Genomic DNA, 22,079 nt, shown 5'->3' with positions numbered 1-22,079 from the left:
CTCCTCAAAATTCGCTTCCTTGAAATTAAAAAACGCCCTCTACATAGTTCAACTATGTAGAGGGCGATATATACATACCGTGGTACCACCTCTGTTGGCCTTCTATAAATAAGAATAGCCCACTTATTCTGGTACGAGATAAAATCTGATACCATATCCTTTTAACGGCGGAACCCGGGCAGCATACTAGTATAAAAATACGTTCAACTAACCTCTCGTAAGTCCATTCAATACAACCTATCGTACTGGTTCTCACCATCTCCAGCTCTCTGTAACGAGTTAGCAATACCTACTACTCTTACTCAACGATTTTTAATATTTTATTTTAATATTATATATATTACTTATTTTAATAAATGTTACAACTTTTTGAGTTATTTGTCAATAATTTTATATAATCTACTGGCATTTGTGTGGTACTTATATATTATTTCAAAGAAAAATCTTTTTTCATTATCTAAAAGGTCTTTCATTTTATTTAAAAATCTAAAACACTTGTCTATATATTTATAATCATTTGGCTTTATAGGTAAAAAACATTGTAGTTCATCTCCATAGTTTTTAGATGGTCCGTCTTGTAATTCATCACCTGATGGATTATAAATCCATTTATTAATATATATGCTAAAATAATTAAAATAGTATGCTATTCTTAGTCTATTATCCTCATTTTTATTAAACTCTTCAATTTGTTTAGTTCTTATTGCTTCTGACATCATTCCATAGAAAAACTTCTCTAGCTCATCTGCTAAATCAGTTATTTTATAATGATAATTTATTGAATCACTGCTAAACTTTTCAGTTATAGAATCTCTATTTCTAACGTCATTTATATGTTCATATTTTTGTATATCTGAAATCATTAGATATCCTCCTATTCTAATAAATATAAATGTAAAGAGTACTATTCAAACAGTACTCTTTACATTTTCTCACTTTTAAGTTTTTTTAATACATCAGGAAAATCACCTAGTATTGCATTTTGTAAATCATCCACCATTTTTTTATCTTTATTTACTATCCATCTACCATTTTTTTTATTATATGTTAAGTGTAATTTAACTTTATTTTCTATATAAGGTGTTTTCGGATCATTTATATTATTCATTATAATATCTGTCATTCTATCAAAAGCTGTCTTATTTAATTGCAGATAAGTTTTTCCTTCAGAAATATTTCTTCCTTCTTTTATAGAAATATATTTAGATATACCCGGGTAAGATTCCTTTAATATATGTTTTGAATCAACAGTTTTTATATTTATAACTACAGTTGATTTTTCTCCTTTAGTATTAATTGAAACTATATTGTACTCTATTTTAGAAGTAATAGTTCTTAATAAATCTAAAGCCTTTGATGGATTTGGTATATCATCTTGTAGATTTTGTGATATATATTCACTTATAATATCTTCTTGTTTTATTGACATATAATCTTCAATTTCACTTATTCTAAATTCTTTTATAGCTTCTAAATATCCATTTACCGAATCCTTAATATCTTGATTATATGAACAACCTACTATAGCCAAAGCTATAGCAATAAATAACGCTACAGAGTAAAGTCTTTTTGTCATATTCTGTCCTCCTTTTGAGAGAATTCCCTATATTATACTATTATAATATTACTTATTAGTTTAATAAAGTATTATTTGAATTTTCACACAAATATATAAAAATGTCAATATAACAGTATTAATATTATGTATAGAACATTAACACTATACCACTGTATATAATCATAGTCAATTATCTCAATTACAAAAGGCACTTGTATTATAGATTAATCCTATAAAACAAGTGCCAATCGCTGTTAATTATTAATGACAGCCACAATCATCTCCACAACCACATCCACCTTCATTATGGTCATGCCCACATCCGCAACCATGTTCGTGATCATGGTTATGCTCAGGAGGATTTGCTAACATATGTTGTAATTCTTGAACCATTTGTTCGTAATTTGGCATTTTTTCATCAACATAGTATTCTCCAGTTGCATCATCATGTCTTATTAATAATAAATTGTCTTTATTAGCTAAAACTATTCTTCCTGCTGTAACAACTTGATCAAAGTATCCTAACTTATCTATTGTTTCATCAAGTTCTCCAGATTCTATGTCTATTGGAGTATTTTCCTCTAGGCATTCAATTACCATAATTGGGTTATAAAAATCTTCTTCATCTATATAACTTACTAATATGTCTATAGTTCCTTCCTCATTTTCTTCAAAATCAGATAAAGACACATCTAGTTCTATACCTTTTTCAGGAACTTTAAGCTCGTTTTTTAAATAATCTACCATTTTTTGACGTACCATTTCTTTAGACATTTAAATTTCTCCTCTCATATATGTAATAATTACTATTTCTTATTTATTATTTACCATTTAGTATATAGGTTAAACCAATATTTTACAATAATTAAAGTGCAATCTAATTAAAGATTGCACTTTTATACTACTATTACGTCCATACATCCATTATTTATAGCTATATCATTTAATATATCCATATATTCATCGTCAGGAGATACTGATTTTATTTTGTCTTCTCTTACACCTATAGATCTATACTTAATTATTTTATATCTTATATTTCGGTCAATAGATACTATAAGTTTACTTATAGTATCTACGTTATATTCATTATCTAATATATCAGGAACTATTACTGTTCTTACTTCATATAGTTTGCCTATAGACCCTAGGTAATTAGCATTTTTTAATACAATTTTATTATTCATTCCTGTAAGCATTTCATGTTCTTTAGGATCAAATGACTTTATATCTAACATTACATTGTCTATTAAATTAACAAGCTCTATGTCATTAGCAAAATCATAGGTTCCATTTGTATCCACAAAAATACTAAGACCTATTTTCTTTATTTCTCTAAATAATTCTACCATAAAATCTCTTTGTAAAGTGCATTCGCCACCAGATACAGTTATTCCTGAAATAAATGTCTTATATTTCAAAATTTCATTTACTAACTCATCTACAGTCTTTTTCATAACCTTAGGACTACTATTAGTTTTACATCCCTTTAAACAATAATCACAATTTTTGCAGTTATTTTTATCGTATTTTATTTTTTTTGATTCTAAGCTTAAACAATTGTAATTACATGAATTTATACATAACCCGCAATTATTACATATATTTATAGTTTCTGGGTTATGACAATAAAGGCAATCAAAATTACATCCTTGAAAAAATATTATACTTCTATTTCCAGGACCATCTACAGAACTAAATGGAAGTATTTTATTAATTAAGGCTTTCATATTATCTAACCTTTCTTTCTAATATCTTGCTGTTTTTAACAGCTCCAAGACCTAAGGCAACTGTGTCTTGTAAAACTTGTTCTCCTTTATTTAATTTTTCTATATCAGATTTTTTTACTAGATAACCAGTTATTCTTATTACATCTGCATCACTAGAATATAATGAAAAGTATCTCATTCCATTATTAAATGCTCCATTTATTATATCTAATATATACTCTGGATTATTATTAGTTGTCATATCAAATGGGAATATATCACCTATTCCTGATGGAAAGTATTTATGAAATCTTGAACTTTGTAATAGATGAACAAAAAGTTCTGGCTCTTCCCCTATAGGAATTCTACACCCTGGACTAGTCCCTTTATCAGTCTCTATACCAACTTGAGCATGTAAAACAAAGTTTCCTTCTGTTATACTACAATATTTATTCTTATGGTTTTTAACTTCTTCATTTAATTTTTCTATTATTTTTACTCCTAAGTCATCAGCTACTTTATTATGTCCAAATCTATCATTCTCATTTGTAGCATTAAGTAAGTTGTTTACACATTCAGCAAGTCCAATCAATCCAAACATAGCAGTAAATTTATCTTTATTTATAAGATTTTCTTTAACTAAAAAATTACTTTCAAAGAAATTACTTTCTTCAACAATAAACTTTATTCTTTCATCTATATAATAATTCATAAGTTTTGCTGCATGTGGAAGTATATTTTCTAAGAAATCTTCTATACCACTAGCTTTATTACTTAATTTATTTAAATTTAATCTAACTAATGTATAACTTCCTCCCCCAATATTAAGTCCATTATAACAACTTACTATTGCATATTCTCCATTTAGGTCTTTTCTAAATATCTCATCGTTAGCAAAGCTTGGCTTTGCAGTTTTTAAAGCTGTTTTTATACTTTCTATAGCTAATTCTTTTGGAGTTTCTTTTGAATATTTTAATGTTATATTTGGAATTGCATTTTCGAGTTCTCTTTCTGCTTTTAATATAATTCTTGCTGCCTTTGAATCTCTAGGTCCTATATTTCCATGGCAAAAGGAATCTGTTATAGTTCTATCTATATGAGTTAAAAACAATTTTATTGCTTTATAACTTTCTTCTTCATCTACTATAAAAGGATCTAATAAAGTATCTATATTTCCTATATATACTGGAAAAGATGTTATTGATGGAACGTGTTTATACAAAATAAGTAAATTATTAACTGCTTCCCATATATCCTTTGGAGGATTTAGCTTTAAAAGTTTACTTCCTTGTTTCATAAACTTCTCATAATCAGCAACTATATATCTAGGTCTATAAGGTGCATTTCCTTCATTTAAATCACATATTATACCTTCTTCTCTATAATCTTTAACTTCTTCACCTATATTTAATATATTTAAGCTATTTTCAGCTTCACGAGCTAAATTTAACACCTTTTGTTCATATGTTATAGTTTTATCTTTTATAATATTTAACACATTATTCATGATGTCACTCCTTCTAAAGTATTTTTAATAATAAAGGGAAGTGAAATATTATAGCATTCTATAATTTTGTCACTCCCCTTTATTATATAATTATTTTATATAAGCTTTATACTCTTTTTCTGTTGACGGAACTTTTATTTCACCATTTTTTATTTTTTCTTCTTGTTGTTTTGCAAAATCTAATATATCTTTAGGTACAAGTTTCTCAGTAGTTGGAGCTAATCCTACTGCTCCTTCATTTAATCCATATATTTTAGCTTGTCCACCACCAAAGTTATTATCCTTTAATTCTTTAGCTGTTTCATAAACACCAACATCAACTCTCTTCATAGCTGAAGTTATAACATTATCTTTAGCTAAATCATTTTGATCTCTATCAACACCTATAGCATATTTATTAGTTTCCTTTGCAGCTTCTATAGCTCCAGTTCCAACATTTCCTGCTGCTATAAATATTACATCTGTACCACTTGAATACATTTGGTTAGCTATTGACTTACCTTTTGCTGCATCTGAGAATGAGTTTGCATATTGAGATATCACTTCAACTTTAGGGCTAGCATCTTTGACTCCAGCCATATATCCATATTCAAATCTTTGTATTACTGCAGATTCCATACCACCTATAAATGCTACTTTATTTGTTGTAGTCATTTTTCCTGCAACTAAACCTACTAAATATGATGCATCTTTTTCATTGAATAATATACATTTTAAGTTTTCTGGAATTTCTTTTCCTTCTTCTTCATAATTATAATCTATTATGGCAAATTTTTGTTCTGGATAGTCTTGTGCTGCTTGATAAATAGCCTCTGCCATTTTATATCCAACACCTATTATTAAATCATTTTCATTGTCTACCATAGTTTCTATGTTAGTTACATAGTCAGAATCCTGTTTTGATTCTAAGTAGTTTACATCTATTCCTAACTCTTTTTCAGCCTTTTCTAAGCCTTCCCAAGCTGATTGGTTATAAGATTGGTCATTTACTCCACCTACATCTGTTATCATACCAATTTTAACATTTGCATCAGTTTTTGCATTATCAGTTTTTCCTGCACATCCAACCAGCATAGATGCTCCCAATACCATAGTTAAAATTACACTGCTTATTTTCCTTTTTAATTTCACTTAATTACACACCCTTTCTTTGTCGAAAAATCGATTTCGCAGTAAAATTATACCAAATATTATGTTATCAAGCAATATAGTATTTTATATCGTATATATTATATGCACAAATTAAAAAAGGTTGCAGTTTGCAACCTTAATTTATTATTATTTTAGTTGTAGAAGGCATATAATAATAAAGCCATTTTGCATTATCTGTAGCTAATCTTATACAGCCTAAACTTAATTCTAAGCCTAATCTATCATCTTTTATAGTTACCTCATCTGTATTATATAGTATAGAGTGGTAATAATAATCATCAAATATTTGAATTACATATTTAACCATATACGTTTTATCTCTATAAACAGGGTATTTTATCCCTACTTCATATAAACCTACTATAGTCTGAGATACTTGTTTTCCTATTGTACATAACCACTTAAATTTTAATTCCCACTTATCATTTATTTTTTCAAAAACATAGGTGTGCCTGTTGCTAAGCTTTGTATATATAAGATAATTCGTTTTACTAGTAATATTATTGTTATTTAAATAATTTACTAAATCTCTATCTTCTTGTAAAACTATATCATCAATTAGATACTCACTCGATACATACCCTACAATATCATTGTATTTTATATTACTCCAACCACCTTGTATAGACAATACTTCAACTTGTTCTCCTTTTGGAATACCTTTTATTATCTGGTGATTAGTTCCCGGTCCTTTTCTGATATTTAATAAAGAAGCATTTACAAATTTAAATATAGAAATCACCCCCCACTATTATACTATTAGATTCTATGTTTAATAGTGATAATTTCGGCATATTTTTGCATGAAAAGATAGATAACTAAACCCACTTAACTTTTTATTAAATCATTGCAATTTTTGTCGAAATATGTTATTCTATTTTTAGTGGTTATCCCCCTGATAACCTTAAATTCTCTATTCCCAATACCCCTTTGAATAGAGCAATAACTAGGCCTTACTTCTAAGAAGTAAGGCCATTTTTTTAATAATCCCATTTATTAACTTGTATTTTACCATTCCCTTTAAACATAATCAAATCCTCATTTTTATTAGGATATACACGACTAGTAAAAACCTCTTCTCCATCATTTATAAAAATTTCTATTGATGATGAATCTGAAAATATATGTATTTTATCTAATTTATTTATTTCTATTGATTTATCTTTTCTACCATACCCACTATTACCAAGGGAAATAGTCACTTTATTACTCATATCGTCATATTTAATATCTATTTCTCTTCTCAGTCTTATTTTAAAACAACCTTGTATATCTATTATATCTACTATCATCTCATATACTTCGCCTTTTAGGCTTTCATCAATTGTAACACAATTTAAGTTTATTTCTTTTTCTATTTTATTTTTTCTAAGCATTTTAATTTCATCTATAGGTGTTTGAACTATTTTTTCTTTATGTAATTTTATTTCTCTTGGTATTGATAAAGCATTTTTCCAACCTCTAAATACAGTAGGATCTGTGTGTTTATTATGTTCTTCATAAGTTCCCATACAAGCTATTAATATATTTCTTCCCTTGCTATCTTTATATATATTAGGTAAATAAAAATCATGACCATTATCCAACTTGTTAAATCCAAAATTTTTATAAATATAACTATTTAAATTAAGTTCGCCTACAAAATATCCAGTTGTATAAGTCTCATTATTTTCACTATCTTTTTTGTATAATGATAAAGTAAGTATATGTTTACCATCTATTTTTAGTATATTAGGTGACCTTAACAGTATGTCACTATCATTATAATCTATAGCCATGTTAGATAAAAATCTCCATTTTATTAAATCCTTAGATTTATATAAAAGTACGTCTATGGTACTATTTGAATTAGATTTACCTCCTATTATCATATAGTAGGTTTCATTTTCCTTCCATACATACGGATCTGATATTTTACTAAATGAATCTGATATTATATTATATGACTCTAATATTTCATCAGATGCATCTGCTATAATATCTGTATTTCTAAGGATGGTTTTTACATTTTTAAAATCCACTCCATCTTCACTTAATATATGGATTACACTTTGTATTCCTGTTTTATTATCATCGGAAGTATAAAACATATTCATATTTCCACCATCTACTAATACTGCCCCAGAATACACACTATCTACATCGTAATTTCCACAAGGATATAGTTGTATACTTACATCGTTCCAATTTATCAAATCTTTTGAACTAATATGAGCAATAAAATTCATACCATCTTTCACTCCAAATGGTGAATACTGATAAAAAACATGATGTTCATCATTAAATTCACAAATACCATTCGAAGCATTTAACCATCCTGTAGGTGGCATTATGTGATATTTCAATCTCCAGTTATCACTATATCTATCGTCATTATTTAACTTTATAAATCCTCTTATTGTGTTATTAACCTCTTTGTTCAAATTATCCATTAGTACCCCCTAAAAGTTACGATACCGGTTTCCTGAAAAACAAAATAAAAACGAAGAAAATAATTATAACAATTAAATTCCTCGCTTCTTCTATTCTACACTATATATTAGTTAAATGCTATACATTTTCCACGTTTTTATTACTAAATTTTACATTATTGATTATTATGCGACTTAGTTAGCATTTTAATCAATTTTTTTATTATATAGAGTACATTATATTTTTAACAATTTTGAAAGCTTCTTCTTTAGAAGTTATATAATTATAGTTGTTTTCTTTAAACTTTCTCAGACTATTGTCAGATTCTTCAGTTACTATCCATACGTTATTTTCTTTTATCATATATATTTTAATATTATTTTCTTTTAAATACCATAAATAATGTTCTTCATCAATTTTATTATATTCCCAATCCAAATCTTCTTCTATACTACCTAAATCATTTATTATCTGCATTACTGAATCATATCTATTATCTAATCTTATTGCCAAAGATTTTTCTATTATGAATCTCAACTTATCTGGTATATGAGGCAAATACATATTTCTCTGTGGAAATTGCCCATACATTATGCCTAATTTCAATTCATCTAAATCTTTATATATGCTCATTTGTTTATCATACTCTTTATTACCATTACACATTCTATATAAGGTTGTTCCTATTTGATATATGTCAACTTTCGTTGTTATATTAGTAGTTGTACATTGTTCTGGAGCTATATGCTTATAATATACATTCCTAAGATTTGCCATGCCATAATTATTTAGCCATCTCGATGATCCAAAATCAGCTAAGACAGCTTTGTTTGCATCGCTTATTAGTATGTTAGTAGGCTTTATATCACAATGCATAAGACCCTTTGTGTGAAGATAATGAACAGCTGATAAAAAATCTAAGGAATATTTAATTATTTCTCTTACGGTTAAGCACCTACTATTTAATATACTATTTAACGAACCTTTCTTATAATATGGCATTGTTATATATATATATTCATTATCATATGACCCATGAACTATATTTACTATATTCGGATGACTTGTATTATATATTTTTTTAGCTTCAGTAAAGTAACTTAACGGATTATGAAAATTCGATTTCTTTATTTGTTTCAATATAAAATATGTTCCCAATTGAGGATCTTCAACTAAATATAAATTTGAATTAGATCCTTCAGAATTTAACTTTTCTACAACTTTTAAATTTAATTTTGTGCATATTTCCATATCTCTACCCCACTAGTTGAAAGTAATTCTTGTATTACACCCTCTAACTTTATTAAATTTATTATATTTTCATCTTTTATATCTTTTTCAATTATTTTTATACTTGCACTTTGAACACTATATTGATTTATTGCAGATATAAGTGTATTTCTTATAAAACTTAACTTATCTGGGATATCTAAAGCTTTAGGCACTACTAATTTTGAAGAATACAAAATTTCTTTATTATACTGTAATTTTTTTGATATTGTATAATATATCTCCTCAGGAGAAACTTTAATTCCTATATCTACCATGATGATACATCTCCTTAAAAATACTGTCCTATAAAATTATATGTATTTACTAAGGTATGTGTTCATTATACTAAAGTTTCTATTTCTTCCTTTAACTTTAAAAATAACTTGGCTGTAGCCAATGTATCACTAGCTGCTCTATGCGCCTGGTCATTTACTATATTATAGTATTCACAGGCTGTTTCTAATTTTTTATTCTTTCCTTTATAACTTTTATTTTTCTTCAACAATTCTAGAGTACATATAAACTTTGTTATAGGCTCTAGATTTTGTAATTCTAAATAATAATTTAAAAACTTTAAATCAAATTTAGCATTGTGCGCTATTATAGTTTTCTCTCCTATAAAGTTTCTAAACTTAGGCAAGACTTCTTCTATATATTTTTCATTTATTACCATTTGATTAGTTATTCCTGTTATACCAGTTATAAATTCTGGTATATAAGATTTAGGCCTTATAAGTCTTGAATAACTTTTTACTATTTTACCTTCTATTATTTCTGTTATTCCTATTTCTATTATTTCGCAACCTTTATATGGATCAAGTCCAGTTGTTTCTAAGTCTACAACTATATAATTATTCATATTATATCTCCCACTAGTATAAATTTATTATTTTTAAAATATAATCTTTATTTTCATTTTAAAAATTTCTAAAATAAAATAAATTTATATATTATTATATTTGGTAACGTTTTTTACCATGACTTTTTTCGACATTTTTCAACTTTTTATTGAAATTTATATAATATTGTATTACTATATAATTATTATTACTATTATTTTGAACGGTAAAATTTTTATATTGAGGTGGTAACTGTGTTCTTAAATCTCGAAAAATCGTCTTTATCTTCAAGTGAAATAAAAACAGAACATACTAGGATTAATTATTATAATTATAATTTATCTCAAGATGGTGTATTTGATCCTGATAATAGCTGCCGTTTTTACGTTATGCTAAGTGGCGAAATGGAAGTATCTCTAGATTCTCAAAATAAAACTATTTTTAATCAGAATCAATTTATCATAGCTCAACCTAATACAGAATTTGATATCTATATTAAAAAAGGTACTAAATTATTTTGCTTTGATATAACTGAAGATCTTATAAATAGTATTTCTTGTAAAGTATCTTTAGATATTGAAAATATAACGGATTCGTTGAAAAATTCTAAATTATACCAACAAGATTTGTCTCAAAATATGACCTTATCTACGTTAAATATATTTAATACTTATTTTTCATCTGATGAAGATAAGCCCTTTTTATTAGATATATATATTCAAGAACTTATATATTATACTTTTAAAAAATTAAACTTGTCAATAAATTAAAGAGAAAACCCTTAAGATACTACTTAAGGGTTTTCTCTTTATCTTCTTGATTTTGATACTCTTCCTAGTGGCGATGTCCCTGTTCCTCCTCCTAGTGGTGATGTTCCTGTTCCTCCCCCTAGTGGCGATGTTCCTGCTCCTCCCCCTAGTGGCGATGTTCCTGTTCCTCCCCCTAGTGGTGATGTTCCTGTTCCTCCCCCTAGTGGTGATGTTCCTGCTCCTGTTCCTCCTCCTGGCGTTCCTGCTCCTGTTCCTCCTCCTGGCATTCCTGCTCCTGTTCCTCCCCCTAGTGGCGATGTTCCTGTTCCTCCTCCTGGCATTCCTGCTCCTGTTCCTGCTCCTATTTGATTTATCATGTTTGCAGTCAATGTTGGTGTAAAAGTCATGTAACCAATTCCTGGAAGAAATACAGTTGTCCCTGGCATTAGAGTCATATATCCCATTCCAGGTACATATAATATCCCTCCACTAGGTGCTTGATTTCCACCGGGCAATTGACTAGTAAAACCTTGGCCACTTGGTTGTTGTCTTTGCGCGATATAACTCATAAAATAAGGGTTCATCATATTATAATACATTACATTCTCCTCTTCTTTTATATATTTTTATGCAAGATATAATTACTTGCTAAATTATTTTATGCCTAGCAAAATAATTATGTTACTGTATATAAGCCTATAGACACAGCAAAAAACCTCTAAGGACAACTCCTTAGAGGTTTTATTTATAATTACATCATAACGCCTATTCCTAATAATACTACAGATAAAGCTGCAATTATACCTACAAGTGGCATAACAAATTTTAACCATTTGTCATAAGTTATACCAACCATAGCTAATGATGCTAGTATTAATCCTGTTGGTGTTATAAAACTTATTAAACCTAATCCATATTGATATGCATTTACAACTACATCTCTTCCTACTCCAACTACGTCTGCTAGAGGAGCCATTATCGGCATAGATAAAACTGCAAGGCCAGATGAAGAAGATATAAAGAATCCTAATATGTTGTAAACTACAAACATAGTTGTAGAGAATAATACTCCACTCATGCCTGAAACTACAGTGCTTAAGCCATTTAATATAGTATCGCTTATCATACCAGCATCCATTACTATAGTAACACCACGTGCCAAACCTATAATAAGTGCAACACCTAGAAGTTCTGATGCACCTCTTACAAATTCTCCAACGAATTCTTTTTCTTCAAGTTTAGCAAGAGGTATCATTAATAACGTAACTCCTAAGAATAAGGCTGTCATTTCTTGGAACCACCAACCTATTTCCTTAACTCCATATATCATAATTCCAAATGCTGCAGCAAATAATATTAACATTATTTTTCTTCTTATATTAAAAGCTGGTATATTTGACTCATCATACTCTGATAAAAATCTTTCTTCTATTTCTGTTTTTTGTGTATATACTAAAGACTTAGTAGGATCTTTCTTAACTTTTTCAGCGTATCTTATTATATATATTATACATATTAATGTACCTATTAATAACATAGCTACTTTTAATCCCATTCCATCCGTCCAGTTTATACCTGCAGTATTAGAAGCTATTATGGTTGAAAATGGGTTAACTGTTGAAGCCATAGACCCTATAGATGAACCTATATAAATAGCTGCTATAGCTACTATTGCATCATATCCTGCAGCTAAAAATACTGGTACTATTATTGGATAAAATGCTATAGTCTCTTCAGCAAGTCCAAATGTTGTTCCTCCTAAAGCTATTAGGGAAGTTATTATAACTATTAGCCACTTTTCATGACCTTTCAGAGCTCTAGATAATGCATTTATACCTGCTGTAAATGACCCTGTATGATTTACAACTCCAACTAAACCACCTATAACTAATACGAATGCTATTATATCTATAGAATCATATAGCCCTTGTATTGGAGCATTTATTAATTGAACTATTGCACCTGTTAAAGTTCTTGATTCTCTTTCAACATTTTCATAAGTACCTGGTATTGCAACCGGCTTATATATAGACCCATCTGTAAATTTTTCAACTTGCGTATTTACACCTAAATCATCTAAAGTTTTTTGCGTTGCATCATACTCTTTCATATCTCCAACTGGAGATTCCACTACAAATTTGTTTATTTCCCCATCATAAGTAAGCTTAGAGTACTTACCTGCTGGTATTAAGTAAGTAAGACCCATTACAAGAATCATTACTATTAATATCACAGTATATGCTGAAGGGAAAGAAATTTTCTTTTTCTTTTGAATTGTGCTCATAATTTCACCTTCCTTTTTTAATATCATTCAAATTATAACAATCTTATACATTATTGTAAATAATTTTACAATATTTAGTATTAAAATATATTATTGTTAAAAAAGAAAAAGACTATGAGAAATTATTTATTCTCATCGTCTTTTATTCTTCCCATTTTATATCCTATAATTCCTATAATAAAATGTATTAATATTCCGGTTATTAAAAATGTTATATTTTTACTCATTCCCCATACAAAATAAGATAATCCATAAACAGGACCTATGTAAACTATTGATAAAAACCCTAAAATAGTCATAATTGCATCCGGACCTGTTATTATCCAAACGCTAGATATAGCTACAAGTATGCCTATAGCCCAAAATACTATATTAAATTTTAAAAATGAATTATCTTTGTATTTTCCACATAAATATCCGTAAACGCCCCAAGACATTAGAGCTATTAAAGATGATATACCATTTATAGTTAAAGGTCTTTGACCTGCTAGTAGTAAAGCTATTAAAAAATTTGTAAATCCAATAGGTACCGTAGAACATAATCCAAATAATATATGTACTATGTATGTCTTTATATAGTTCATTATTTTACCCCTTACATTAGATATTTTACTCTTAATAAACTATATTAGAATTTTTTTAGTTTAATAACTTTTTTGCAATAAAAAAGTTGCTAAGATTTTTCTTAGCAACTTATATAGTACTATCTTCTAGAATTATCTGCTTCAAAGCTTCCACAATCTGTACATTCAACTGTTTTAGCATTATTTTCATGCTTTACAACTCTTATTTGGTTTAATGAACAATACTCTTCTTTTTTAGCATGGAATCTACATTCTGAAACATTACATCCTATACTTCTGTTTATATTATGCATAATAAATACCTCCTTTTATTTTTATGTAACCTTTCGGCTCAAATATATTATGTGTAATACTCAATTTATATATGTATTTTTTTATAATCAAAAAAGAACCTAATATAGAAATCAGGTTCTTTTTAATAAATTTAAGCTAAAGCAACTTCTTTCATTGTAACATTTACTTCTTCTACACATACTTCTAAATTACTATCAATACATTTTAATATATCAACAGATATTTTTATATTTTCCATTTCAGATGGAACCATATGATTTCTTTTTTTCTCTAGTATTATTTTATCTCCACATTTAACTACTAGTTTTTTGTTACTATATATTTCTCTAACTCTCATAAGTAAACTAACTTCGTCTTCACTATTTACATCTATATATTGAGGTACTATATAGTTTACCCCTTCACCTTGAATGGTTTGTATTAATTTACTTTGGTTAGCATGTATATCAAGTGCATATAGTGCAGCATTTTTTCCAGCTATTCTACTTTCTTTAGTAACAAAATCAACTAGATCATGAACATGAACTACATTACCACAAGCAAATACACCTTCAATATTAGTCTCCATTTTATTGTTAACTATAGGGCCTCTTGTTCCCCTGTGAAGTTCTACTCCCATATCACTTGATAATTCATTTTCTGGTATTAACCCTACTGATAATAAAACTGTATCACATGGTATAAAGGTTTCTTTTCCTTCTATAGGATTTTTAGTATTGTCAAGCTCAGATATAGTTACACCTTCAACTCTACCATCTCCATGTATATAAGTTATACCATGTTGTAGCAGTAATGGTATATTAAAATCATCTAAACATTGAACTATATTTCTGGTCAATCCACTAGAATGGCTACCTCTCTCAATTACAGCTTTAACTTTGGCTCCTTCTAAAGTCATTCTTCTAGCCATTATTAATCCTATATCTCCAGATCCATATATTACTACTTCCTTACCTGGAATATACCCTTCAATATTCATAAATCTTTGTGCTGCACCAGCTGTATATACTCCAGCTGGTCTAGTACCAGGTAAATCTATAGCACCTCTTGTTCTCTCTCTACATCCCATAGCCAAAACTATTGACTTCGCATTTATATAATTTACACCATTTTCACATAATACAACTATATTTTTATTTTCATCTACTTCAAGTACCATTGCATTTAACATATACTCAACGTTATTTTCTTTTGCCATATCCACAAATTTTTCAGCATATTCTGGCCCTGTAAGTTCTTCTTTAAATTCATGAAGACCAAATCCGTTGTGTATACATTGGTTTAGTATTCCACCCAATTCCCTATCTCTTTCTATTATAATTACATTTTTAGCCCCTGTTTTTTTAGCTTCTACTGCAGCCCCTAGACCTGCAGGTCCACCTCCTATTACAACCACATCATACTTCATATTAATCACCACCTAGCTTATTTTTTGTATACTTCTAGTAGCTACTATATTAACTCCTGTACCAAGTACATCTTCTATTATTATGTCTCCCACTTTTATAGGAGCATTTACTCTTACTTTATTTAAAATATCCATTAGATCAAAAACCATTTCTTTAGGTATTGAATCAGAAGTTTTAACTGGAAGCATGTGAAGAACTGATCCTTCTATCTTTACAGTAGAAGTTAACATTCTTTTTGGAGCTGTAATTTCTTGTATTCCATATTTTTCTCCTCTTTTACATGTGTTTCCCTCTACATTAAATCTATCATCTATTTTAGTAATAGTCATTCTGCATCCCATAGGACATACTATACAAGTTATATTACTTTGCATTTATTTTCACCTCCTAAAATATTAAGCATTTGCTGTTTCTTTTCTTTCTTCTTTCATCTTTCCTAGTATCATCTTAGAATTTTTCTTATCCTTTATGACATCCTCTATAGATATATTTAGTTCTCTAGCTAATATCTCAACTACTCTCGGTCCACAAAATCCACCTTGACATCTTCCCATTCCTGGTCTTATTCTTCTTTTTATCCCATCTACAGTTTTTGCACCTGCTGGCCTATGAATAGCATCTACAATCTCAGCTTCTGTAACCTGTTCACATCTACATATTATTTTATTGTACTTTTCATCTGCTTTTATTGCTTCTTCCCTTTCTTCTTTAGTCATATTTCTAAATGGTTTAGCCTTCTTTCTATATGGATTGAAGCTTTCATTTTCTATAAATTCTAACCCTTCATTTTTTAATATGTGAATTACATATTCAGATATAGCTGGAGCTGCTGTTAATCCTGGTGATTCTATACCTCCAACATTTATAAATCCTTTACATTTATTTGATGCAAATATCATAAATTCTCTAGTATTAGGAGTTGCACGAAGTCCGGCAAAAGATGTTATGGTCTTTAGTGCATCTATTTTAGGTATTATTTTTTGAGCAGAATTAGATATAAATTCTAATGAATAATCAGATACTGATATATCTTCTTTATCATCTACTTCAACTGCTGTTGGTCCAAGTAATACGTTATTATGTGCTGTCGGAGTTATTAGTACCCCTTTTCCTTTATTACTTGGGCATTGAAACAGTACATGATTTATTTTTTTAGATTCTGATTTATCTAAAACTCTATATTCTCCTTTTCTAGGTATTATATAGTATTCATCTCCACCTATCATTTTGTTTATTTCATCTGCATATACTCCTGCTGCATTTATAACATAATTAGATTTTATAACTCCTTTAGTTGTATCTATATAAAAGCAATTTTCTTTTTTCTTTATGTTTATAACATCGTGTTCGGTTTTTAACTCTACCCCATTTGTAATAGCATTTTCCATAAGGGCATAGTTTAGATCGAATGGGCAAACTACACCAGCACTTTCACAAAGTAGTACTCCTATAACTTTATCTGTTATATTAGGTTCTAAAATTTTAATTTCATTTTTATCAGTTATCAGTCTAAGGCCTTCTACACCATTAGCTAATCCCCTTTTATAAAGTATATCTAGAGTTTTTATGTTTTCTTCATCAAAAGCCATTACTAAAGATCCAATTTTTTTAAATTCTACACTTAACTCTTGACATAAATTTGTGTACATTTTATTTCCTTTAACATTTAGTTTAGCTTTTAAAGTTTCTTCTTTTGCATCGTATCCACCATGGACAATAGCACTATTTGCTTTTGTTGTTCCTTGACATACTTCAGTTCCTTTTTCTAATACTACAGTTTTAAATTTATATTTTGATAATTCTCTAGCTATACTGCAACCTATAACTCCACCGCCTATTATTGCTATATCATACATGTTTTTGCCTCCATTTCATTTATATATAAATTTTTGTATTTTTCTGAAAACGCAAAAAGAGAGCCAAAAACTTAATATCTTAAGTTTATAGGCTCTCCGTATTCTCCATTGCCATAAATTTATTTAATTATTATATTACATTATACTATAAATAACTTATTTTGCCATATAATTTTTGAAATTAATCAATATATTTTACCATATGGTAGTATTTCTTTTGATTTATATATATATCCTTATCCACTTCATAACCTAATTTTTTATACAATTTAAACGCTGAATGATTTTCTACGTCTACACACAATGCTAGTTTATTGTATTTTAAATTTTTGGCGTTTTCTTCTATGGATTTTATAAGTTCTTTAGCTATGCCCCTACCTTGATATCTTTCATCTACAGATATAGTATCTATATAGTATTCATCTATATCTGCTTCTTTGTCTACTTTAAATTTTGGGTCATTTTTTATTTCTCTTACTCTATCTTCTATAGGTTTATCTATAATATGTGCATCTTTACCATGATAAGACAAAACAAGACCTACTACTTCACCATTTATTTCTTTTATTATTATATTTTCATGGCTTAGTCTGTTTCCCTTTTTTTCAAAATAGTATTTTAACCCTTCTATTACCTCATCATGTTTATCTCTTCCAGTTAACATGTTTGCTATATCATGAATTGCATTTTCTATTAAAATTACCCCTTTTTTAGAATCTTCCTTTCTAGCATATCTTATCAAAATATCACCTCAATTTTAATATATTATATTACCTTATACTAAAGTATATATTATATTTTTAATTTTAAAAACTTTATTTATATATAAATATATGTGTCACTTATAGAATAACTAACTTCATATTATAAACTAGGTTAATAATATATAGGGAGTTGATAAAATGGAAGTTGGGTTTCGTGCGAGTAATGGCATGTATGTAGAGGTAGAAAGAGGCCTTGGTGGATTACTAGTAGCTACAAGAAATATATTGACTACGTTAATAAAGTTTGTACCAATTGTTCTTCCAGATAACACTATAGCCTTGCAAGCTTTTGATTTGCGTTTTGTAACTGTAAATCCACAAACTAATAGACTTGAAGCAACTTCAGTTACGCCTATAGGCTTTTCTATAATAATAGAAGTGCCTGGTCTTATAAATAAGGTGTCTATAAAAGCTCCTAATGGAAAATATGTATATTTAAATACTACAAATGGAGCTTTAGAAGCTATAGGAAATACTGTAGAACCAAGGGGTTTATTTGATTTTTTATTTTTAGCAGATGCTCCACAATTAGATGAATATACTCAGTCTATTTCAGGTAAAGATGTAGCCCTACAAGCTTCAAATGGAACTTATGTCACAGCACAACCTGGTGGCGGACCTTTATCATCTGGAACAACTACTATTGGCCAATATGAAACTTTTAGATTTGAGTATATAAAATCTAATCAAGCTGCAATATTAACAGCAAATAATAATTATGTAACTGCAGTTAATGGAGGCGGTAGTATTTTAGTTGATGAAGCTACACAAATAGGAATCTTTGAGACATTTAATATTTATATTTTGACTAATGATAATAGAATAGCAATACAGACAGCTGGAAGTAGACAGATTGTAGGAATTAATTTAATGAACGGTCCTTTAGCTGTAAATAGACCAAATGTAGGGCCTAGAGAATTATTTAAAGTTATATTTTTACCTTAAATAAATAATTTTAACAAATAGTGCAAACAATATTTATATAAAAAATGTAAATATTGGAGGTTGTACTAATGATTTATATTTATAATTGCTACGGTGGTACGCACTCCTCAGCACTTGCTGCAGCCTACCATCTTAAAAAACTAGATCCTACTCGTGAACCAACTAAAGAAGAAATATTAAATACTCATAATTTTAATACACTAACAAGAAAAGATTTTGGAAAATTATACTTTAAGGGAATAGATGAAGATGGAAACAAGGTATATACAATTGGAAGAGGCCGCTCTAAATATTTAGTACCTGGTTTATACAGTATGTCTCAAAGGCTTCAAGAAGAACATATATTAAACGATCAAGTTGTATTTACCAATACATCTCCTACAGTACCACTTCCTATGACATTTGGTGGATTAACTTCTCGCTGGATGAAAATAGATTTTATAGGTGTACCTTTATTAGTAATTGGAGCTAAAAAATCCTACAAAGATATAGTTGCATTAGTTGATTTTGCAAAAGAAACAGGTCGAGCTAGTGATAAAAGTGTTCAAATACTTCCAACTGAAAGTTATTTACACAATCTAAAAAAACAAAGCAAAAACTAAAATATGTAACAATTATAATCTTCTTAGCTATTTTATAATAAGGAGGATAATTATTTAATATGCATAAGGAGATTATAGTTACTTTAATTTTGATTACAATATTTATTATCACCATTATTTTTTGTATTACTGAATTTATATATAATGTATGTATTAATAGAGTTCGAAGTTTTAACTTAAACTATTTTCAAAGAAAAGTTGTAGAACTCATCAATAAAGAAAGAAGAAAATCTTATCTGAAAATAATCGATATGAATTCTAATCTTAATCATGTAGCAATTTTAAAATCCGATGATATGGCTGTTATAAATTATTTTAACCATATCTCTCCGGTATATGGATCACCTTTTGATATGTTAGATAAGTTTCATATACAATATAAGTATGCTGGAGAAAGTATCTATAAAGGCTTTAATAAGCCAGAAGCTTTAATAAAGTCTTGGTTAAATTCTCCTAACTATAGACAACTTATACTAAGTCCTAAATATCAGTATGTAGGAATAGGAATATCTAAAAATGATAAAGGAATATATTACTGCATATCAATATTTATAGGTGAATAACAAAAGTGAGTTAGAAATTTCTAACTCACTTTTTATTATAAATTAATTATTCTTTCCATCATTTATTATTTCCTTTATAGCTCCTATACTTCCTAATAGACCTTTAGATTCATAAGGTATAAATACCTTATTATTTCCTTTAGCCATTTCATTTAAAGCTTCTATATATTTAACAGATAACATAGCTTCATCTATATTAGCATTTCTTAATGAATCATATATAAATGCTATCTTCTTAGCTTCAGCTTCCGCAACCTTCTCTATAGCATTTGCTTCCCCTTCTGCACGCCTTATCTTTGATTCTTTTTCAGCTTCTGCATCTAATATAGTTGTTTGTTTTTGAGCTTCTGCTTTTAGTATTTGAGATTCCTTCAACCCTTGTGCTTCTGTTATTGAAGATTGCTTTTTACCTTCTGCTGTAAGTATCATAGCTCGCTTTTCTCTTTCTGCTCGCATTTGCTTTTCCATAGCTTCCCTTATATCCTCTGGAAGTTCTATATTTTTTATCTCAACTCTTTCTACTCTCAATCCCCATTTATCTGTTGCCTCATCTAATATCACACGAAGTCTATTATTTACATCATCCCTTGATGATAGAGTTTTATCTAACTCCATTGTACCTATTATATCTCTTACAGTAGTAGTAGTTAAATATCTTATTGCCTGAACTAAATTAGCTATTTCATAAGTTGCTTTAAATGGGTCTGTTATTTGATAATATACTACAGTATCTATATTCATAGTAACATTATCTTTAGTTATAACAGGTTGTGGTGGTGAATCTATTACTTGAGTTCTTAGATCTATTCTTCTAACAACTCTGTCTAATATAGGAATAATAAAATTTAGCCCCGATTGGCCTGTTCTATGATATTTTCCAAGTCTTTCTATCATAAGAACCTCAGATTGTTGTATTATTTTAATTGAAGATAACGCCAGTACTACAACTACGATTACCAATAACACTGTAAAGAAGATTGGAATCAAAGATAATATATACATTAATATTTCCCCCTTTTATTAAATTTTTTCAAATAATTCTACTGACAACTTAACACCTTCTATTTCCTTTACTATAACCATTTGCCCTTCTTCTATAGTTTCTTCTAATTTACTTTTAGCAGTCCAAATATCTCCGTTTATCTTTACTAAACCATATTCATGAGGCTGTATTTTCTTTGTAACAACCCCTACCTTATTAATAAGAGCATCTACATTTGATGATTTAACCTCATGATTTACTTTGAAATATCTCTCAAGTACTGACCTCCCTTTTAATAAACCTATTGTTGATAATATACAAAATACCATTATTTGAACTGCTATGTTATCTACAAAAAACGAAACGACTACAGTTAGAAATGCTGCTATTGAAAAGAAAATCATAAAAAATGAAGCTGTTGTAATTTCAACTATTAAAAGTATACACCCTATAACAAGCCAAATCCCCCACATATAATCACCCCCTAATATTGTATTCATTAAATACTAAATAGAGACTACTTATTAAGATCTGTACAAAAAATGCGCAAAAAAGACTACCTTTTGGGCAGTCTTTTTTATATGCTAATATTAATCTT

At 28.4% G+C, this 22,079-nt stretch carries 25 protein-coding genes and 1 other annotated feature; of the genes, 4 read left to right on the top strand and 21 right to left on the bottom strand.

Annotation, left to right across the window (positions count from 1 at the left end):
- Window positions 1-56: 56 nt before the first annotated feature.
- Window positions 57-315: a binding site (T-box leader), on the bottom strand.
- A 59-nt stretch (window positions 316-374) separates the two neighbouring features.
- From ACUSRV_RS07715 to ACUSRV_RS07665, 11 genes are all read right to left on the bottom strand, one after another.
- Complete coding sequence (locus ACUSRV_RS07715; RefSeq protein ID WP_490141356.1) at window positions 375-863, bottom strand: hypothetical protein; 489 nt, start codon at window positions 861-863, stop codon at window positions 375-377.
- Window positions 864-922: 59 nt separating this feature from the next.
- Window positions 923-1,576 carry a hypothetical protein gene (locus ACUSRV_RS07710; RefSeq protein WP_490141355.1) on the bottom strand — a complete coding sequence of 218 codons (654 nt, stop codon included), beginning with the start codon at window positions 1,574-1,576 and terminating at the stop codon, window positions 923-925.
- 243 nt (window positions 1,577-1,819) lie between these two features.
- The gene (locus ACUSRV_RS07705) at window positions 1,820-2,332 is read right to left on the bottom strand and encodes a type I restriction enzyme HsdR N-terminal domain-containing protein (RefSeq protein WP_490141354.1); all 513 of its coding nucleotides are present in this window, start codon (window positions 2,330-2,332) and stop codon (window positions 1,820-1,822) included.
- A 122-nt stretch (window positions 2,333-2,454) separates the two neighbouring features.
- Complete coding sequence (locus ACUSRV_RS07700) at window positions 2,455-3,288, bottom strand: YjjW family glycine radical enzyme activase (RefSeq protein ID WP_490141353.1); 834 nt, start codon at window positions 3,286-3,288, stop codon at window positions 2,455-2,457.
- 1 nt (window position 3,289) lies between these two features.
- Window positions 3,290-4,774, bottom strand: a complete 1,485-nt coding sequence (locus tag ACUSRV_RS07695; protein WP_490141352.1) for a YjjI family glycine radical enzyme — start codon at window positions 4,772-4,774, stop codon at window positions 3,290-3,292.
- A gap of 90 nt (window positions 4,775-4,864) precedes the next feature.
- Window positions 4,865-5,905 carry a BMP family lipoprotein gene (locus ACUSRV_RS07690; protein ID WP_490141351.1) on the bottom strand — a complete coding sequence of 347 codons (1,041 nt, stop codon included), beginning with the start codon at window positions 5,903-5,905 and terminating at the stop codon, window positions 4,865-4,867.
- A gap of 136 nt (window positions 5,906-6,041) precedes the next feature.
- Complete coding sequence (locus tag ACUSRV_RS07685) at window positions 6,042-6,668, bottom strand: L,D-transpeptidase family protein (protein ID WP_490141350.1); 627 nt, start codon at window positions 6,666-6,668, stop codon at window positions 6,042-6,044.
- 238 nt (window positions 6,669-6,906) lie between these two features.
- Window positions 6,907-8,358, bottom strand: coding sequence for a glycoside hydrolase family 32 protein (locus ACUSRV_RS07680; RefSeq protein ID WP_490141349.1), 1,452 nt, complete (start codon window positions 8,356-8,358; stop codon window positions 6,907-6,909).
- Window positions 8,359-8,560: 202 nt separating this feature from the next.
- Window positions 8,561-9,589 (bottom strand): serine/threonine-protein kinase, encoded by a 1,029-nt coding sequence (locus ACUSRV_RS07675; RefSeq protein WP_490141348.1) that lies wholly within the window; start codon window positions 9,587-9,589, stop codon window positions 8,561-8,563.
- On the bottom strand, window positions 9,568-9,885 hold the full coding sequence (locus tag ACUSRV_RS07670; protein WP_490141347.1) for a hypothetical protein: 318 nt from the start codon (window positions 9,883-9,885) through the stop codon (window positions 9,568-9,570). Before ACUSRV_RS07670 ends, ACUSRV_RS07675 begins: the two co-directional genes overlap by 22 nt.
- A 65-nt stretch (window positions 9,886-9,950) precedes the next feature.
- A complete protein-coding gene (locus ACUSRV_RS07665) occupies window positions 9,951-10,469 on the bottom strand; it encodes a 3'-5' exonuclease (protein ID WP_490141346.1) in 519 nt (172 codons plus the stop codon).
- Window positions 10,470-10,703: 234 nt separating this feature from the next.
- Here ACUSRV_RS07665 and ACUSRV_RS07660 point away from each other — a divergent pair, with 234 nt between their 5' ends.
- Window positions 10,704-11,219, top strand: a complete 516-nt coding sequence (locus tag ACUSRV_RS07660; RefSeq protein WP_490141345.1) for a hypothetical protein — start codon at window positions 10,704-10,706, stop codon at window positions 11,217-11,219.
- A 38-nt stretch (window positions 11,220-11,257) separates the two neighbouring features.
- Here the strand turns inward: ACUSRV_RS07660 and ACUSRV_RS07655 are convergent, their stop codons facing one another.
- The 8 genes from ACUSRV_RS07655 to ACUSRV_RS07620 all read right to left on the bottom strand — a co-directional run bounded on the left by ACUSRV_RS07655 (window position 11,258) and on the right by ACUSRV_RS07620 (window position 18,367).
- On the bottom strand, window positions 11,258-11,797 hold the full coding sequence (locus tag ACUSRV_RS07655) for a hypothetical protein (RefSeq protein WP_490141344.1): 540 nt from the start codon (window positions 11,795-11,797) through the stop codon (window positions 11,258-11,260).
- 152 nt (window positions 11,798-11,949) lie between these two features.
- Window positions 11,950-13,482, bottom strand: a complete 1,533-nt coding sequence (locus tag ACUSRV_RS07650) for a YfcC family protein (protein ID WP_490141343.1) — start codon at window positions 13,480-13,482, stop codon at window positions 11,950-11,952.
- Window positions 13,483-13,604: 122 nt separating this feature from the next.
- The gene (locus tag ACUSRV_RS07645) at window positions 13,605-14,066 is read right to left on the bottom strand and encodes a hypothetical protein (RefSeq protein WP_490141342.1); all 462 of its coding nucleotides are present in this window, start codon (window positions 14,064-14,066) and stop codon (window positions 13,605-13,607) included.
- A 119-nt stretch (window positions 14,067-14,185) separates the two neighbouring features.
- Entirely contained in the window at window positions 14,186-14,359 is a 174-nt protein-coding gene (locus ACUSRV_RS07640) for a DUF1540 domain-containing protein (protein ID WP_490141341.1), read from the bottom strand.
- A gap of 131 nt (window positions 14,360-14,490) precedes the next feature.
- Window positions 14,491-15,768: an NAD(P)/FAD-dependent oxidoreductase gene (locus ACUSRV_RS07635; protein WP_490141340.1), complete on the bottom strand. Its 1,278-nt coding sequence runs from the start codon at window positions 15,766-15,768 to the stop codon at window positions 14,491-14,493.
- Between the two features lie 12 nt (window positions 15,769-15,780).
- Entirely contained in the window at window positions 15,781-16,143 is a 363-nt protein-coding gene (locus tag ACUSRV_RS07630; protein WP_490141339.1) for a DUF1667 domain-containing protein, read from the bottom strand.
- A gap of 21 nt (window positions 16,144-16,164) precedes the next feature.
- A complete protein-coding gene (locus ACUSRV_RS07625) occupies window positions 16,165-17,625 on the bottom strand; it encodes an NAD(P)/FAD-dependent oxidoreductase (RefSeq protein ID WP_490141338.1) in 1,461 nt (486 codons plus the stop codon).
- 181 nt (window positions 17,626-17,806) lie between these two features.
- Window positions 17,807-18,367, bottom strand: a complete 561-nt coding sequence (locus tag ACUSRV_RS07620) for a GNAT family N-acetyltransferase (protein WP_490141337.1) — start codon at window positions 18,365-18,367, stop codon at window positions 17,807-17,809.
- A 160-nt stretch (window positions 18,368-18,527) separates the two neighbouring features.
- Here ACUSRV_RS07620 and ACUSRV_RS07615 point away from each other — a divergent pair, with 160 nt between their 5' ends.
- The 3 genes from ACUSRV_RS07615 to ACUSRV_RS07605 all read left to right on the top strand — a co-directional run bounded on the left by ACUSRV_RS07615 (window position 18,528) and on the right by ACUSRV_RS07605 (window position 20,499).
- A complete protein-coding gene (locus ACUSRV_RS07615) occupies window positions 18,528-19,334 on the top strand; it encodes a fascin domain-containing protein (protein ID WP_490141336.1) in 807 nt (268 codons plus the stop codon).
- Between the two features lie 68 nt (window positions 19,335-19,402).
- A complete protein-coding gene (locus ACUSRV_RS07610; protein WP_490141335.1) occupies window positions 19,403-19,936 on the top strand; it encodes a DUF3189 family protein in 534 nt (177 codons plus the stop codon).
- Between the two features lie 59 nt (window positions 19,937-19,995).
- Window positions 19,996-20,499 (top strand): CAP domain-containing protein, encoded by a 504-nt coding sequence (locus tag ACUSRV_RS07605; protein ID WP_490141334.1) that lies wholly within the window; start codon window positions 19,996-19,998, stop codon window positions 20,497-20,499.
- Window positions 20,500-20,541: 42 nt separating this feature from the next.
- Here the strand turns inward: ACUSRV_RS07605 and ACUSRV_RS07600 are convergent, their stop codons facing one another.
- Window positions 20,542-21,501 (bottom strand): SPFH domain-containing protein, encoded by a 960-nt coding sequence (locus ACUSRV_RS07600; RefSeq protein WP_490141333.1) that lies wholly within the window; start codon window positions 21,499-21,501, stop codon window positions 20,542-20,544.
- A gap of 18 nt (window positions 21,502-21,519) precedes the next feature.
- The gene (locus ACUSRV_RS07595; RefSeq protein WP_490141332.1) at window positions 21,520-21,954 is read right to left on the bottom strand and encodes an NfeD family protein; all 435 of its coding nucleotides are present in this window, start codon (window positions 21,952-21,954) and stop codon (window positions 21,520-21,522) included.
- Between the last annotated feature and the right edge of the window lie 125 nt (window positions 21,955-22,079).

The organism is Sporacetigenium sp. TC11 (assembly GCF_058146105.1).
This window is presented reverse-complemented; position numbering and strand designations above follow the sequence as displayed.

Coding starts and splice junctions, on each gene's coding strand:
- ACUSRV_RS07605 (WP_490141334.1), top strand. CDS start 19,996: ATGCATAAGGAGATTATAGTTACTTTAATTTTGATTACAATATTTATT.
- ACUSRV_RS07715 (WP_490141356.1), bottom strand. CDS start 863: ATGATTTCAGATATACAAAAATATGAACATATAAATGACGTTAGAAAT.
- ACUSRV_RS07650 (WP_490141343.1), bottom strand. CDS start 13,482: ATGAGCACAATTCAAAAGAAAAAGAAAATTTCTTTCCCTTCAGCATAT.
- ACUSRV_RS07675 (WP_490141348.1), bottom strand. CDS start 9,589: ATGGAAATATGCACAAAATTAAATTTAAAAGTTGTAGAAAAGTTAAAT.
- ACUSRV_RS07700 (WP_490141353.1), bottom strand. CDS start 3,288: ATGAAAGCCTTAATTAATAAAATACTTCCATTTAGTTCTGTAGATGGT.
- ACUSRV_RS07705 (WP_490141354.1), bottom strand. CDS start 2,332: ATGTCTAAAGAAATGGTACGTCAAAAAATGGTAGATTATTTAAAAAAC.
- ACUSRV_RS07610 (WP_490141335.1), top strand. CDS start 19,403: ATGATTTATATTTATAATTGCTACGGTGGTACGCACTCCTCAGCACTT.
- ACUSRV_RS07595 (WP_490141332.1), bottom strand. CDS start 21,954: ATGTGGGGGATTTGGCTTGTTATAGGGTGTATACTTTTAATAGTTGAA.
- ACUSRV_RS07645 (WP_490141342.1), bottom strand. CDS start 14,066: ATGAACTATATAAAGACATACATAGTACATATATTATTTGGATTATGT.
- ACUSRV_RS07680 (WP_490141349.1), bottom strand. CDS start 8,358: ATGGATAATTTGAACAAAGAGGTTAATAACACAATAAGAGGATTTATA.
- ACUSRV_RS07695 (WP_490141352.1), bottom strand. CDS start 4,774: ATGAATAATGTGTTAAATATTATAAAAGATAAAACTATAACATATGAA.
- ACUSRV_RS07615 (WP_490141336.1), top strand. CDS start 18,528: ATGGAAGTTGGGTTTCGTGCGAGTAATGGCATGTATGTAGAGGTAGAA.
- ACUSRV_RS07630 (WP_490141339.1), bottom strand. CDS start 16,143: ATGCAAAGTAATATAACTTGTATAGTATGTCCTATGGGATGCAGAATG.
- ACUSRV_RS07655 (WP_490141344.1), bottom strand. CDS start 11,797: ATGTATTATAATATGATGAACCCTTATTTTATGAGTTATATCGCGCAA.
- ACUSRV_RS07600 (WP_490141333.1), bottom strand. CDS start 21,501: ATGTATATATTATCTTTGATTCCAATCTTCTTTACAGTGTTATTGGTA.
- ACUSRV_RS07710 (WP_490141355.1), bottom strand. CDS start 1,576: ATGACAAAAAGACTTTACTCTGTAGCGTTATTTATTGCTATAGCTTTG.
- ACUSRV_RS07635 (WP_490141340.1), bottom strand. CDS start 15,768: ATGAAGTATGATGTGGTTGTAATAGGAGGTGGACCTGCAGGTCTAGGG.
- ACUSRV_RS07670 (WP_490141347.1), bottom strand. CDS start 9,885: ATGGTAGATATAGGAATTAAAGTTTCTCCTGAGGAGATATATTATACA.
- ACUSRV_RS07665 (WP_490141346.1), bottom strand. CDS start 10,469: ATGAATAATTATATAGTTGTAGACTTAGAAACAACTGGACTTGATCCA.
- ACUSRV_RS07625 (WP_490141338.1), bottom strand. CDS start 17,625: ATGTATGATATAGCAATAATAGGCGGTGGAGTTATAGGTTGCAGTATA.
- ACUSRV_RS07640 (WP_490141341.1), bottom strand. CDS start 14,359: ATGCATAATATAAACAGAAGTATAGGATGTAATGTTTCAGAATGTAGA.